The sequence below is a fragment of the Streptomyces sp. NPDC104381 genome (assembly GCF_055583745.1).
This window is the reverse complement of the sequence record NZ_JBVJNK010000002.1, coordinates 1,002,353-1,016,543: the sequence shown is the minus strand read 5'-3', so window position 1 is coordinate 1,016,543 and position 14,191 is coordinate 1,002,353. Positions and strand designations below refer to the sequence as shown.

Here is a 14,191-nt window from a genome sequence, read left to right as displayed (position 1 = left end):
GCGGACGGCATCTAGGGTCGGGTGCATGGCACGCCCGCAGCGCATTGTTCTCGTCCGGCACGGTGAGTCCGAGGGCAATGCCGACGACACGGTCTACGAACGCGAGCCCGACCACGCGCTCAGGCTCACGGCGAAGGGTCTGCGGCAGGCCAGGGCCGCGGGTTCACGGCTGCGTGAGACGTTCGGCGACGAGCGGGTCAGCGTCTACGTCTCGCCCTACCGGCGCACCCACGAGACCTTCAGGGCCTTCGGCCTCGATCTGGAGCACGTGCGCGTCAGGGAGGAGCCCCGGCTGCGCGAGCAGGACTGGGGCAACTGGCAGGACCGTGACGACGTCAGGCTGCAGAAGGCCTACCGGGACGCGTACGGGCACTTCTTCTACCGCTTCGCACAGGGCGAGTCCGGGGCGGACGTGTACGACCGGGTCGACGCGTTCCTGGAGAGCCTCCACCGGAGCTTCGAGGACCCCGACCACCCGCCGAACGTCCTGCTGGTCACCCACGGCCTGACCATGAGGCTGTTCTGCATGCGCTGGTTCCACTGGTCCGTGGCGGAGTTCGAGTCGCTGTCCAACCCCGGCAACGGCGAATCCCGGACGCTGCTGCTCGGCGACGACGGCCGCTATACGCTCGACCGGCCCTTCGAGCAGTGGCGCACCCCTGAGCCGTACGGCATCACCGGATAGAGTGGCAGAGCGATGACCGCTGACTCCGCATACGACCGTTTCGAGCGCTCTCTGGCCAGCCTGCGTGGACTGTCCGTGGGAGACGCCCTCGGCTCCCAGTTCTTCGTACCGGCCCATTACCCCCTGCTCAAGGACCGAGCCCTGCCGCCCTCGGAGTGGCAGTGGACCGACGACACCGAGATGGCGTGCTCCGTACTCGCCGTGCTGGCCGCGCACGGGCGCGTCGACCAGGACGCTCTCGCCCGGTCCTTCGCCCGGCACCACGACTTCGACCGCGGATACGGACCCGCGGTGAACCGGCTGCTCCGGCTGGTCCGTGAAGGCGGTGACTGGCGTGAGCTGGCCTCCGGCCTCTTCCAGGGACAGGGCTCCTGGGGCAACGGCTCGGCGATGCGTATCGCGCCGCTGGGCGCCTGGTACGCGTACGACCCGGAGCAGGCCACACATCAGGCCGAGATCTCCTCGTACACCACCCATCAGCATCGCGAGGCCGTCGTGGGTGCCATGGCCGTCGCGGCGGCCGCCGCCCTCGTCGCCGCGCCCGGAGGGCCTCCGACGCCCGAGGGCCTGATCGACGGCGTCGTCGCCCTCGTCCCGCGCAGTGCCGTCGGTGCGGGGCTGCGCAGGGCCCGCGACATGCTCGACTACCGGGACGCGGGGACGGTCGCGGCGGTGCTCGGCAACGGCCGCCGTACCAGTGCGCACGACACGGTGCCGTTCGCCCTCTGGTCGGCGGCCAGGAACCTCGGCGACTTCGAAGGGGCCTTCTGGTCGACGGCGCAGGCGGGCGGGGACGTGGACACCACCTGCGCCATCGTCGGCGGAATCATCGCCTCGGAGCCTGTCGGCGCCCCTCCGGCGGACTGGCTGGCCCGGACGGAGGAGCTGCCCGACTGGGTGCCCCTCGCCCCGGCACGCCACTGACCGTCCGCCGGAGCCGGTCGTCCGGCGGCTCCGGGCCCGTCGCGGCGCCCTCATGTCGTTTCCCGGTGCCCCTGTAGCCGCGGTGTGCCAGTTCCACTGTCACGGTCCTGCCACAGCGGTGGCCCCGGACGGTTGAACTGCCCGCGCCGGACTTACTCTTTCGGCCACGCCGCCCGCGTCGATCTTGGTGGGCGTGCGCCTAGAGACGCCGGGGCCTTCGCGCCGCGATGTGGCCGCGCGAGCGGACCCCGGTGGGGGGAGGGGTCCCATGTCCGATCAGTCGTCCGATGCCACCAGCCGGCCCGAGACGCCACCGGAGTCCGGCGACGACGCGGTCGGCACCGCCTCGGGTGCCGCCTCCGAGGCGGTGGCCGGCGCGCCCGGCGCCGCCTCCGGAGCGGCGCATGCCGCTTCCGGCGCCGTGCCCGGGCCGGGGAGCGAGCCTCGGTCCGGGACGTCCGGCCGGGCGAAGGCGGAGGGGAAGCCCGCGCGGGCCTCCACCCCGCCGGTGCCACCGCAGAACGCCGGCCCGGAGGTGCCGAAGGTCCCCGCCTACCTCAAGGCGCCGCCCCCGGCGGATGTCTGGCAGCGCCCCGGACGGCACCAGCCGGTCGGCCTGCTGACACGGCTGCGGCCCCCTGCGCCGCCCGCCATCGGCCCGGCGACCCTCGGGGCGGTCCTCGCCACCGCCCTGCTCAGCGCCCTGCTGCTGGGCGACGGCCTGGGCCCGAACCTGCTGATCGTGGCCGTGCCCGCCACCCTGGGAGCCTTCTTCGCCGCACGCTCGGCCGGGCGCGGGCTGCGGCCCTGGACCGCGGTCTGGGCAGTCGGCGGGCTGGCGCTGCTGGCGATTCCGGCGCTTCGCGAGGCGGGGTGGCCGGTGTTCCTCGCCGTGGTCTCGGCCCTCGCCCTGGGCTCGCTCGCCCTGCACGGAAGCCGCAGCTGGCCGGGCGTGCTGCTCGGATCGCTGGGGCTCTTCCCCTCGGCCGCGGCCGGCGTGCGCTGGGGATGGCACGGGGTACGCGACCGCGCGGACGACTCACGGGGGCGGGTGCGCACGGTGGTGCGGAGCACCGCGGTGGCCGTCGTCCTGCTCGTCGTGTTCGGTGCCCTCTTCGCCTCCGCGGACGCCGCCTTCGCCGACCTGCTGGGCAGCCTCACCCCCGATGTGTCGGTCGGTGACAGCCCCTGGCGCCTCTTCCTCTTCGTACTGGGTCTCGTCGGAGCGCTCGCCGCCGCGCACAGCGCTGCGGCACCGGTGCGCTGGGACGGCATCACCGTCCGGCCGGGCAAGGCCAGGAACAGGGCCGAGTGGGCCCTTCCGCTGATCGTGCTCAACCTGCTCTTCGCCGCCTTCATCGCGCTCCAGCTCGTCGTGCTCCTCGGCGGGTACGACAAGGTGCTGGAGGAGACCGGCCTGCTGCCCGCCGAGTACGCCCGGCAGGGCTTCTGGCAGCTTCTCTGGGCCACCGTGCTGACGCTGATCGTCATCGCGCTCGCTCTGCGCTGGGCCCCGCGCGGCGGACCGCGCGACCGGGTCCTGGTCCGCAGCGTCCTCGGCTCCCTGTGCGTCCTCACGCTCGTCGTCGTGGCCTCCGCGCTGCGCCGCATGGACCTCTACGTCGATGCCTTCGGGCTGACCCGGCTGCGGATCTCCGTGGCCGCCGTGGAGCTCTGGCTCGGAGTGGTGCTCGTCCTCATCCTGGCGGCGGGGGTCTTCGGCGCCAGGCTGCTGCCGCGCGCCATCGCCGTGAGCGCGGCAGCCGGCGTACTCGCCTTCGGCCTGATCTCGCCCGACGGGCTGATCGCCCAGCAGAACGTCGAGCGGTACGACAGTCACAGGACGATCGACATCGACTACCTCAAGGGGCTCTCCGCGGACGCCGTACCGGCTCTGAACGAGCTGCCGGAGCCGCTGCGGTCCTGCGCGCTGGAGAACCTGGAGCGGGATCTCGCCGTCCAGGACACTCCCTGGTACTCCTCCAGCTGGGGTGAGGTCAGGGCCCGGGACATCCTGGAGAAGCACCCCGTGCAGAGCCACGAGGTCGATTGCTACCGCCTCGGAACGAAGTCGGACGGGCGGGAAGGGCACGAGGGCGAGAACTCCTACGACCCGTACTGAACACCGTCCGCCACCGGTCGGAACCGTCCGGGAACCGGATCCGTCATCCCGGCGCTTTCCCCGAACGCCCGCTTGTGGCAGGGGTGTTCGGGGAGCGCATGTGGCGTGGCAGAACCGATGACGTCGTGATCTCCGGGGGTGCCCGCACGGTGGGGCCACCTCGGCATCAGCCCCTTCCATGGTCCTCCCGACGCACCGGACGGTGGTCTTCCGGATATGGCCGGACACGTCCCGGGGCACCGCACGGTGCCCCGGGGTGTTCTTGCCGTGGCCATCGGCGTAACCTGGCAGGCGCCATGCCGTACGAACCACCCACGCACACCGTCGAGCGCTCGCTGCGCGCCACATCCGGTGCCAGGACCGTCGCAGGTGTCGACGAGGTCGGACGCGGAGCGTGGGCCGGCCCCGTCACCGTGTGCGCGGCCGTCACCGGACTCCGCCGACCCCCCGAGGGTCTCACCGACTCCAAGCTGATCAGTCCCAAGCGACGGGCCGAACTGGCCCCGATGCTGGAGAAGTGGGTCACCGCCTTCGGGCTGGGGCATGCGTCGCCCCTGGAGATCGACGACCTCGGCATGACCGCGGCGCTCCGCCTGGCGGCCGTCCGGGCGCTCGAGGCGCTGCCCGTGCGGCCGGACGCGGTGATACTCGACGGCAAGCACGACTACCTCGGAACGCCCTGGAACGTCCGCACCGTGATCAAGGGCGACCAGTCCTGCATCGCCGTCGCCGCGGCCTCGGTGATCGCCAAGGTCCATCGCGACACGATGATGGCCGAACTGGGCGCGGACACGGGGCAGTACGCAGACTTCGCCTTCGGCGCCAACGCCGGTTATCCGTCACCGGTACACCGGGCAGCGCTGGAGGAGCGGGGACCTACGCCTCACCATCGCCTCAGCTGGGCCTACCTCGACGCGCTGCCCAAGTGGCAGCACCTGAAGAAGGTCCGATTCTCCGCCGAGGCGGCGGCACTGGAAAGCGGGGGCCAGCTCGGCTTCGACTTCTGATCGCGCAGGCGTAACCAGCCGCCGCCGACGTGTCCGCGTCGGCTGTGAAAGACCACCATTCATGCCTCTCATCCCCGAGGAGCCTCTAATTCCCGAGAGCGCCCAGGGTCCCCGCGTCACTCCGGCCGCCGGCCGCACCGCGCCGACCCCCCGTCCCGTACCCGGCCCGCGTTCCGCGGCCACCCCGCGTCCCGGAAGCCCGGGCCGCGGCCCCGCGCGGCCCGCGCCCCCGGCGCAGCGCCCGCACCCCACGCCCTCTCCCGCGGCTGCCGCTCCGGCGCCGGCCGCTCCGGCTCCCGCCGGGGCGCAGCTGCCGGAAGAACGTTCCGCGGCGCAGTTCCAGCTGATCCCGGCTCCGGCCGGCGGCGCGATCGACGCGGCCGAGGAGGCCGTCGACCTGCTGCTCGACTCCGGGCGTGCACCCGGCGACATCCTGGTGCTCACCACCGGCGAACAGCACCCGTGGGCCGCTCACGAACTCTCCTTCGGGGAGGCCGCGTACTGGGCCCAGCACGACGCGGGTGACGACGTCTTCTTCGCCCGCACGGCCGACGCCGACCGCTGCGCGACCCGCTCCGTGGTCGTGGTCGCCGTCAACGGTGACCTCGACGGGGCGGCGGCCCGTGCGCTGTCCGGTGTGCGGGAGCGCGCCGGCGCGCTGCTGATCGTGTGCGGCGAGCCGCAGTCGGTCAACTCGGCTCTCGGCGCGGGAGTCTGAGCGCTCCGTCCGGAGGTCCCGTCCGTGGGGCCGTCCGATCCGTGGGTCCCGGCCGTCCGTGAGGGCGTCCGGGGCCCACGGCCCGTTTCACCGGGCGGCGCTCCTGCGCAGCGCTTCGGCCGCCCCGCCCCCGGTGCTCAGCGGAACGGGGTCGTGGTCGGTGGCCGTGTCCGCCAGGGCCGACGGTGTGGACAGCAGCGTCGGCCTGCGGCCACCCCGGCCCTCGCCGAGCACCTGCCAGCCGCCACGCGTCAGGGTGATGTAGGCCCCGCAGCGCAGACCGTGCAGTGTGCAGGCGTCCCGCAGACCCCACATCCACGCCCCGTCCTCCTCCGTCCAACGCTCGTCGCCCTCGCGGCAGTAGAGCAGGACGGCGGTACGCACCGGAGTGCGGCGGCGCAGATCGTGCGGGATCACCCGGCGCAGATGCGCCAGGAGGGCGTTGCGGAACTCCCAGCCGTCGGTGGCCAGGGCGGACCGCCGGGCGAACGAGGCGCTGGCCGTGAGCCGTTCCTCATGGTCGAGGACGGCGACGATAGCGGTCGCGGGGGTCGGACGGTGCCGTGCGTGGAGGCCGCTGACGACCTCACGCGGACTGCGCAGCAGCGGTATGCCGGCTGCCGCCCACTCGGCTGGTTCGAGCATCCTGCCGACGTGGTTGGCGGAGCCCGCGGACGCCGACAGTGAAGTGGCTGCGGACGGAGCGAATCCGAAGGTCACGGTCCTCCCTTCGCTACGCGCCCACGGTGCGGGCAGGGTCGAGTGAGGGCGCGCCGCGGCACAGCCCTTCCGGGCCCGCGAAGAGACCGTGCGGGGAGCGACTCCAATTCTTCCTGGCGTATCGGCAGGCGGCAACGAGCAATTGGCGCGGCTGACGGGTATCTGACGGAATGACACGGATATCCCTGCCTCTATCCCTGCCCGTTCGACGGTGAACGAAGCCCTCAGTCATGCCTGGACCGCGAGGACCAGCGGAAACACCCCCTCCGCTCCCGCGCGTCGGAGCAGCCGCGCGGCGACGGCGAGGGTCCACCCCGTGTCGGAGAGATCGTCCACGAGCAGGACGGGCCCTGCCGCCGCGGAGAGCGCCTCCGCCAGCGCGGGCTCCACGACGAGGGCCTCGTGCAGCGCTCTCACCCGCTGCGCGCTGTTGGTCTGGGAGATCCGCAGGTCCTCGCTGCCCGGGGCGTAGGTGACCGTGCCCAGCAGAGGCATCCGGCCGACCTCGGCGATGCGGCTGCCGAGCGACTGGACCAGCTGCGGCCTGCGCCGCGAGGCGACCGTGACCACGCCGACCGGCCGCGGGGCCGCGTCCGGGGCCCCGGACGCCCAGCCGCCCGGACCCTTGGCCCAGTCGGCGATGACCGTGACCACCGCGCTCGACACGTCGTCGGGCACGGGGGCGTCCTGGGCCTGCGCCGCGAGCAGCGGCCGGAGCCTGTTGCCCCAGCCGATGTCCGAGAGCCTGCCGAGCGCCCGGCCGGGCAGGGCCAGCTCACCCGCCGGGATACGGCCCTTGAGGTCGACCCCCACCGCGGAGAGGCCCGTGGGCCACATCTTGCGCGGTTCCACCTCCACCCCCGGCCTGCCGAGCTCGCCACGAGCCCCGTCGAGCGCCGCTGTGGAGACCTTGTCGTCGAACCGTGGGCCCGCGCAGTTGTCACAGCGTCCGCACGCGGTGGCCTCCTCGTCGTCCAGCTGGCGCCGGAGGAACTCCATGCGGCATCCGGTCCCGGACGCGTAGTCACGCATGGCCTGCTGCTCGGCGGCCCGCTGCCGCGCGACCCAGGCGTAACGCTCGGCGTCGTAGACCCATGGTTCACCCGTGGAGATCCATCCGCCCTTCACCCGCTTCACCGCGCCGTCCACGTCCAGCACCTTGAGCATCGTCTCCAGGCGGGTGCGCCGGAGATCGACCAGAGGCTCCATGGCGGGCAGCGACAGGGGCCGGCCGGCCTGGGCCAGCACGTCGAGCGTCCGGCGGACCTGCTCCTCCGGGGGGAAGGCGACCGAGGCGAAGTACTGCCAGATGGCTTCGTCCTCCTTGCCCGGGAGCAGCAGGACCTCGGCGTGCTCGACACCACGCCCCGCGCGCCCGACCTGCTGGTAGTAGGCGATGGGCGAGGACGGCGACCCCACGTGCACCACGAAGCCGAGGTCGGGCTTGTCGAACCCCATGCCCAGCGCGGACGTGGCCACCAGGGCCTTGACCCGGTTGGCCAGGAGATCGTCCTCGGCCTGCTGCCGGTCGGCGTTCTCCGTCCGGCCGGTGTACGAGACGACGGGATGCCCGCACTGGCGGAGGTAGGCCGTGATCTCCTCGGCGGCGGCGACCGTGAGCGTGTAGATGATGCCCGAACCGGGCAGCTCGCCGAGGTGGTCGCCCAGCCAGGCCAGACGGTGCGCGGCATTGGGCAGTTGGAGCACCCCGAGGCTGAGGCTCTCCCTGTCCAGCGGCCCCCGCAGCACCAGCGCGTCCGTCCCCGCCCCCGTGCCGAGCTGATCCGCGACATCCGCGGTCACACGGGCGTTGGCGGTGGCCGTCGTGGCCAGCACGGGAACGCCGGCCGGCAGATCGGCGAGCATGGTCCGCAGCCTTCGGTAATCCGGCCTGAAGTCATGGCCCCAGTCGGAGATGCAGTGGGCTTCGTCGACCACCAGCAGACCCGTGGCGGCGGCGAGGCGCGGCAGCACCTGATCGCGGAAGTCGGGGTTGTTGAGGCGTTCCGGACTGACCAGCAGCACGTCGACCTCGCCGGCCGCGACCTCGGCCTGGACGGTGTCCCACTCCTCGGTGTTGGAGGAGTTGATCGTGCGGGCGCTGATCCCCGCCCTGGCCGCCGCCGCCACCTGGTTGCGCATGAGGGCGAGCAACGGGGAGACGATCACCGTCGGCCCGCTGCCCTGGGCGCGCAGCAGCGATGTCGCCACGAAGTACACCGCGGACTTGCCCCACCCGGTCCGCTGCACGACCAGGGCCCTGCGCCGGTCGGCGACGAGGGCCTCGATGGCCCGCCACTGGTCCTCGCGCAGCCGGGCGGTGCCGGTCGCGTCCCCGACCAGACGGGCGAGTACGGAATCGGCCGAGGCCCTGAGCTCTGCGCGGTCTGCGTTGGTCATGCCCCCATGCAACCCGATGCCTATGACAAACCGCGAACGGTGGTCCGTGCCTGTGGAAAACCCGGTTATCCACAGGGGTCGCGCAAATCGACCGGCCGCGGGACCGTCATGCCATGAACAAGCACGACGAAACCACCGGACCGTCCGAGTCGCAGCAGGTCACCCTGCGGGGCCCCGCCGAACTCGCCGATGCCCTTCCCTACCTGATGGGATTCCATCCGAACGACAGCGTGGTCATGGTGGCCCTGCACGGTGGCCGTGGCCGCTTCGGCGGCCGGCTCAGGCTGGGGATCCCACCCGAGCCCGGGGAATGGGCACCGGTCGCCGACCAGCTGGCGCGCAGCCTGATCGTGGGAAGCGAGAAGCGGGAGTCCCGCCCCGACGCGATCGTCGTCTTCCTCTGCCAGGACCCGGCCGAGGGAGAGAGCCCCACGCAGGCCATGGAGCGGCTGCGGCCGCTCGCGCAGCACCTGCGTACGGCCTGCGGGGCGCTGGACGTCCCGGTGCTCGAGGCGCTCTGCATCTCCGACGGCCGTTACTGGTCCTACTGCTGCCCGGACGAACGCTGCTGTCCGCCCGAGGGCAACCCGCTGGCGCTGCCGGGGACCACGGTGATGGCGGCCGCCGCCGCGTACGCCGGAGTCCAGGTGCGGGGATCGCTGCGGGACATGGAGCAGCGGCTCCTGCCGTGGGGCACCTCCGCGGCGGCGCTGGAGCAGGAAAGGGCCCTGGATTCGGCCGGTGCCGTCCTGGTGTCCCGCATCCTCGACGTCGACGGGCGCGGTGCGGTGTCACGAGACACTCTGGCGCTCGCGCACGACCTCATGAAGCGCCTCGGTGCAGCCCCCGCGCCCGGCCCGGCGGGGACCGACGGCGGGGACGACGGTCTGATCACACCCGAGGAGGCGGCCTCCGTGATCCTGGGCCTCCAGGACCGCGAGACCAGGGACCGGGCCGCCGAGTGGATGGAGGGCCCCGAGGCCGGGACGGCGCTGAGGCTGTGGAGCGCGCTCGCCCGCCGATGCGTCGGGCCGTACGTGGAACACGCCGCGGCGGCCGCTCACGCTGGCCGCCTGGGTCTCCTGGTCCACCGACGACGAGGCGGGTGCCAGGGTGGCACTGGGCCTCGCTCTGCGGGCCGATCCCGACTACACGTTCGCCCAGCTGCTGCACCAGGCGTGCAACCAGGGCCTGGATCCGGAAACGCTGCGCCGCTGCCTCCGTGGGGAGCGCACCCTGCGTGAGCGGGGAGGCGAGGGGGACCCGCACGACAGCGCTCGGACCACGGAGCGACGGAGCGGACCGCGCGCGCCGGGCACTCCGGCCGCGAGGCGTAGGCGAAGGACGGCGGCCCGGCCGGCATCGGACAGCGCCTCCCGCCCGGCCACTGCTTCCGGTCCGGACGCTTCCTCCCGTCCGGGCGCCGCTGCCTCCCGTACGGGCGCGGCCAGAAGCCGCGACGGGGCCCGTGACATCCGACGGCTGGGGCGCCGGGACGCCAGGAGCCACGACTGATGTGCTTCCGACCCGGGCGGAAGCTCCTGCCGGCCGGCCCCGCCGGCAGAGGAGGAAGTGGAGCAGCGCGTGGAACGGGTGTGGCGAAGGGAGTGTTTATCGTCAGGAAGACGACTATGATTTCGGCATGCCGCCCTACGACCCGTCGACCTTCCCGCCCTTCGCTGTCACCGTCGATCTGGTTGTCCTCACGGTGCGACGCCACGCCCTCTGCGCGTTGGTGGTCCGGCGTGGCGAAACGCCGTTCCAGGGACGGTGGGCGCTACCGGGCGGATTCGTCAGGGCCGATGAGGATCTCGGTGCGGCGGCGGCGCGGGAACTCGTCGAGGAGACCGGGCTCTGCGCACACGACCCGGCGGCTCCCGCCGTCGGTAACGGCGCCCACCTCGAACAGCTGGCCACTTACGGCGATCCGGGGCGCGACCCCCGGATGAGGGTCGTCAGCGTCGCGCACCTCGCGCTGGCGCCCGACCTTCCCGCCCCGCGCGCGGGAGGGGACGCGAACAGCGCCCGATGGGCATCGGTCGAGGACCTTCTCGGTCCGGGCGGCGGCTTCGCCCGCGACGGCGAGCAGTCCGCGCCACTGGCCTTCGATCACGCGAGGATCCTCGACGACGGGGTCGAGCGGGCACGCTCGAAGATCGAGTACTCCTCGCTGGCCACGGCGTTCTGCCCGCCGGAGTTCACGGTCGGCGAGCTGCGCAGGGTGTACGAAGCGGTGTGGGGCGTGGTCCTGGACCCCCGGAATTTCCACCGCAAGGTCACGGGCACACCCGGCTTCCTGGTGCCGTCCGGAGGGACCACCACGCGGCAGGGAGGCCGTCCCGCACAGCTGTTCCGGGCCGGAGCGGCGACCGTGCTCAACCCCCCGATGCTGAGGCCGGAGGTCTGAGGGAGGCGCGGACCGCGGGCTCGCTCGGCGCGTACCCGCGGAACGCCCACAAAGGCACCGTTGCGCAAAAAGTCTGAAATGTCGCGTTATCTTGCTGGGGTACTCCACCCTGCCGCCGAGCGGTCTCACCCTCAGCGAGAGAAGCGATGCTCCAGGCCATCGGACTCACCAGCACCCCCCACCGCGACCGTCCGCCCGTAGTGGACGATCTGACCTTCGAAGCTCCGCCCGGCAGCGTCACCGCTCTCCTCGGCGCTCCCGGCTCCGGCAAGACCACGGCCCTTCGACTGATGCTCGAACTCGAAGGCGGCAGGGGCGTCACCTACTTCAAGGGCCGCCCACTGCACCGCATCGGCCATCCCGCCCGGGAAGTCGGGGTGTTGCTCGGAGACGTGCCGGGGCACCCCGCGCGCACCGCGCGCGGCCAGCTCCGCATGCTCTGTGCCGCGGCGGGAGTTCCCGCTTCGCGAGCCGATGAACTCCTCGAGGTCGTCGGCCTCGCGGGGTTGGGAGATCAGCGCATCGGCACGCTCTCGGCGGGCATGGACCGACGGCTCGGCCTCGCCTCGGCGCTGCTCGGCGACCCCCATACGCTCGTGCTCGACGAGCCCACCGAGGGGCTCTCGCCGCGTGAGAGGAGCTGGCTCCACGGTCTGCTCCGCGCGCACGCGGCCCAGGGCGGCACGGTCCTGCACACGACCGGCGACCCCAAGGAGGCCGCTCGCGCGGCCGACCGCGTGGTCACCATCGACGAGGGGCGCCTCGTCGCCGATCAGGACGTCGCCGAATTCTCCCGGACCCGCCTGCGGCCCCGGGTCGCCGTGCGGACCCCCCACGCGGCCAGGCTGGCCGCCGTGATGAGCCGAGAGGCCCGTGCGGCACAGCGCTCCGTCGAGGTGGTCGCCGAGGACGGCAGCCGGCTGTCGGTGTACGGCAGCAGTTGCGCGGAGGTCGGGGACACGGCGTACCGGCACGGTCTGCCCGTCCATCAACTCGCGGACGAGACGGGGGACGCGGGTCCGGCGGCCGCCCCGCCCCGGGGCAGGGGTGAGGTCCCGGTGAGGACCGTCCTGCCGGGGCCCGCTTCGGCGGTGGCGGTCTCGAAGCTGCCCCCGCCGATTCCCGTACGCCCGGCCCGTGGTCCGCTCCGGCCCCTGAGGTACGAACTGCGCCGCCTCTTCGGCGTCAGGACGACCGCCCTGATCATGGTCGCCGTTCTGGTCGTCTCGGCGGCCGTCTCCGTGCTGCTGGCCCGCTCCGGCAAGGTGCCTCTGCCCGATCTGCTGGTCGCCTGGCCGGATCTGCTGCCGCTCCCTCCCGCCGCGTTCGCCGCCGGGCTGCTCGGTGCCCTCTCCTTCGGTGACGAGTTCCGGTACCCCGCGCTCGCCGCCGGGCGGGGAACGGTCCCGCGTCGCCTCGGGCTCCTGTTCGCCAAGCTGGTGGTCTCCGCGGGTGTGGCGCTGCTGCTCGCCCTTCTCTCCGTACTGGCGGATGCCGAAGCCCTGCGTCTCGTGTACGGCGGCGACTTGGTGTCGGTCCCGGAGAACGGGCCCCAGCTCGGCGCCAGTTGGGCGGGCCTGTCGGTCGGCTGCGCCTGGGCCGGACTGCTGGGGGCCGGTGTGTTCCGGCTGACGGTCGCCGGCGTCGCGGCCGTACTGGCGGTTCCGGTCCTCGTCGTACCGCTGATGCAGAAACTCCTCGCGGGACCGTCCGCCCGTTCGATCACGGGACTGCCGGGCCGGCTGCGTGAACTGGGCTGGGCGCAGTGGCCGTACGAGACGGACCGCTTGGCCATGGCCGCCGTGCGGGTTGTGGCTCAACCCGTAGGGCTGGCGCTTTCCTTGTCGTTGTCTGCCTTGATCTGCGCGTATGTGTTCACCAGCCTTCGAGGCAGAGCTCGTTGGTGATCGCTTCACCTGGGCGCGAAGGTTACTTACGGACAACTCCCCTGAAAGGGCGTGATTTCTACCGATAACGCGTCAATTGAGAGGCGGGTGCCGATCACCCTTTCGTGTGCTTTTCAGCAAAGACCTCAAGGGCCGGGTGAGCCGCGCCGACAAAGGATGCGTGAGTACCCTTGCGCACACCATGATGACCGCCGCCCGCTCCGCCGACTCCGGCCTCGCCGGCCCGGGCGAAATCGACCGCTACCCGTACACGGAGGCCCCGGCCGGCGAGCGTGCCGCCCTCCGTTCCTGGGGTGGTGCCGAATCCGATCTGGGGCGGGCGGGCCGGCGTGGCACGGCCAGTCGCGGCCGTGGACTTCACGGCCAACTGGTCCAGCAGCTCGGCCAGATGATTGTTTCCGGCGACCTCGGTGCCGACCGGCCGCTCGTTCCGGAGGAGATCGGCCAGCGATTCGAGGTCTCCCGCACCGTTGTGAGGGAGTCCCTGCGCGTTCTCGAGGCGAAGGGTCTGGTCAGTGCCCGGCCCAACGTGGGCACCCGGGTGCGCCCGGTGAGCGACTGGAACCTCCTGGACCCCGACATCATCGAATGGCGCGCTTTCGGTCCGCAGCGTGACGACCAGCGGCGCGAGCTGGACGACCTCCGCTGGACCATCGAGCCGCTCGCCGCACGGCTGGCCGCCGGTCATGGCCGTGAGGACATTCAGCAGCGCCTCGGCGACATGATCGAGATCATGGGGCATGCGACGGGCCAGGGGGACGCCATCACGTTCTCCCGGGCGGATGCGGAATTCCACGCCCTGCTGATCCAGGCGGCGGGCAACCGCATGCTCGAACACCTCTCCGGGATCGTGTCGGCGGCCCTGCACGTCTCGGGTGGGTCCGTCACCGGATGTGACCGCCCCGCCGAGGCGTCCCTCGGGCACCATGCGCGGATCGTGGAGGCCCTGGCCTCGGGTGATTCCGCCGGCGCGGAGGCCGCCATGCGCCAGCTGCTGGTCGGGCACACCGACGGCGAGCGGGTGGTTCCCGCGCCCCGCGAGCACTGAACACAGCGAGACCGGGGTATGCGGACCGTGTGCCGCCGGACCCTCGCGGTTCGGCGGCATGTTCATACGGATATGTGACCTCTGGGTCTGTTTGTCGCGGATGGGGTGTGACTGGGGCCACGCGAATTGGGCGTAACACTCCTCGAAACAGTGCGATGACTTAAGAGGTGACCGCCGCGGAAGGAATACAGCAGCCACACAGTGCGCTGTGCAGTTCTGAGGCCAAGCCCGCGCCGTCGGCGACATCCCCAGC

10 protein-coding genes and 1 pseudogene are annotated in these 14,191 nt (G+C 72.4%); 9 read left to right on the top strand and 2 right to left on the bottom strand.

The genetic code is table 11. The features are described from left to right. Window positions 1–25 precede the first annotated feature (25 nt). The 5 genes from ACZ607_RS09255 (at window position 26) to ACZ607_RS09235 (ending at window position 5,456) form a co-directional block, all read left to right on the top strand. Complete coding sequence (locus ACZ607_RS09255) at window positions 26–685, top strand: histidine phosphatase family protein (RefSeq protein WP_469733302.1); 660 nt, start codon at window positions 26–28, stop codon at window positions 683–685. 12 nt (window positions 686–697) lie between these two features. Continuing rightward, a complete protein-coding gene (locus tag ACZ607_RS09250) occupies window positions 698–1,609 on the top strand; it encodes an ADP-ribosylglycohydrolase family protein (protein ID WP_469733300.1) in 912 nt (303 codons plus the stop codon). Window positions 1,610–1,877: 268 nt separating this feature from the next. After that, complete coding sequence (locus ACZ607_RS09245; RefSeq protein ID WP_469733299.1) at window positions 1,878–3,731, top strand: DUF4153 domain-containing protein; 1,854 nt, start codon at window positions 1,878–1,880, stop codon at window positions 3,729–3,731. Window positions 3,732–4,027: 296 nt separating this feature from the next. Then, complete coding sequence (locus ACZ607_RS09240; protein ID WP_469733297.1) at window positions 4,028–4,738, top strand: ribonuclease HII; 711 nt, start codon at window positions 4,028–4,030, stop codon at window positions 4,736–4,738. Between the two features lie 61 nt (window positions 4,739–4,799). Next, entirely contained in the window at window positions 4,800–5,456 is a 657-nt protein-coding gene (locus ACZ607_RS09235; protein WP_469733295.1) for a hypothetical protein, read from the top strand. Between the two features lie 87 nt (window positions 5,457–5,543). On the opposite strand, the gene ACZ607_RS09230 is transcribed toward ACZ607_RS09235, so the two are convergent. Together ACZ607_RS09230 and ACZ607_RS09225 are read right to left on the bottom strand one after the other, a co-directional pair. Next, window positions 5,544–6,176, bottom strand: a complete 633-nt coding sequence (locus ACZ607_RS09230) for a hypothetical protein (RefSeq protein ID WP_469733293.1) — start codon at window positions 6,174–6,176, stop codon at window positions 5,544–5,546. A 228-nt stretch (window positions 6,177–6,404) separates the two neighbouring features. Further along, window positions 6,405–8,576, bottom strand: a complete 2,172-nt coding sequence (locus ACZ607_RS09225) for a RecQ family ATP-dependent DNA helicase (protein WP_469733291.1) — start codon at window positions 8,574–8,576, stop codon at window positions 6,405–6,407. A gap of 113 nt (window positions 8,577–8,689) precedes the next feature. Between ACZ607_RS09225 and ACZ607_RS09220 the strand changes: the two are divergent. The 4 genes and pseudogenes from ACZ607_RS09220 to ACZ607_RS09205 all read left to right on the top strand — a co-directional run bounded on the left by ACZ607_RS09220 (window position 8,690) and on the right by ACZ607_RS09205 (window position 13,938). Beyond that, window positions 8,690–10,091, top strand: a pseudogene (locus ACZ607_RS09220) (DUF4192 domain-containing protein). Window positions 10,092–10,218: 127 nt separating this feature from the next. Next, window positions 10,219–10,983 carry an NUDIX hydrolase gene (locus tag ACZ607_RS09215; RefSeq protein WP_469733289.1) on the top strand — a complete coding sequence of 255 codons (765 nt, stop codon included), beginning with the start codon at window positions 10,219–10,221 and terminating at the stop codon, window positions 10,981–10,983. 146 nt (window positions 10,984–11,129) lie between these two features. Continuing rightward, window positions 11,130–12,890: an ABC transporter ATP-binding protein gene (locus tag ACZ607_RS09210; RefSeq protein WP_469733287.1), complete on the top strand. Its 1,761-nt coding sequence runs from the start codon at window positions 11,130–11,132 to the stop codon at window positions 12,888–12,890. Between the two features lie 181 nt (window positions 12,891–13,071). Further along, on the top strand, window positions 13,072–13,938 hold the full coding sequence (locus ACZ607_RS09205) for a FadR/GntR family transcriptional regulator (RefSeq protein ID WP_469733449.1): 867 nt from the start codon (window positions 13,072–13,074) through the stop codon (window positions 13,936–13,938). The last annotated feature ends 253 nt before the right edge of the window (window positions 13,939–14,191 follow it).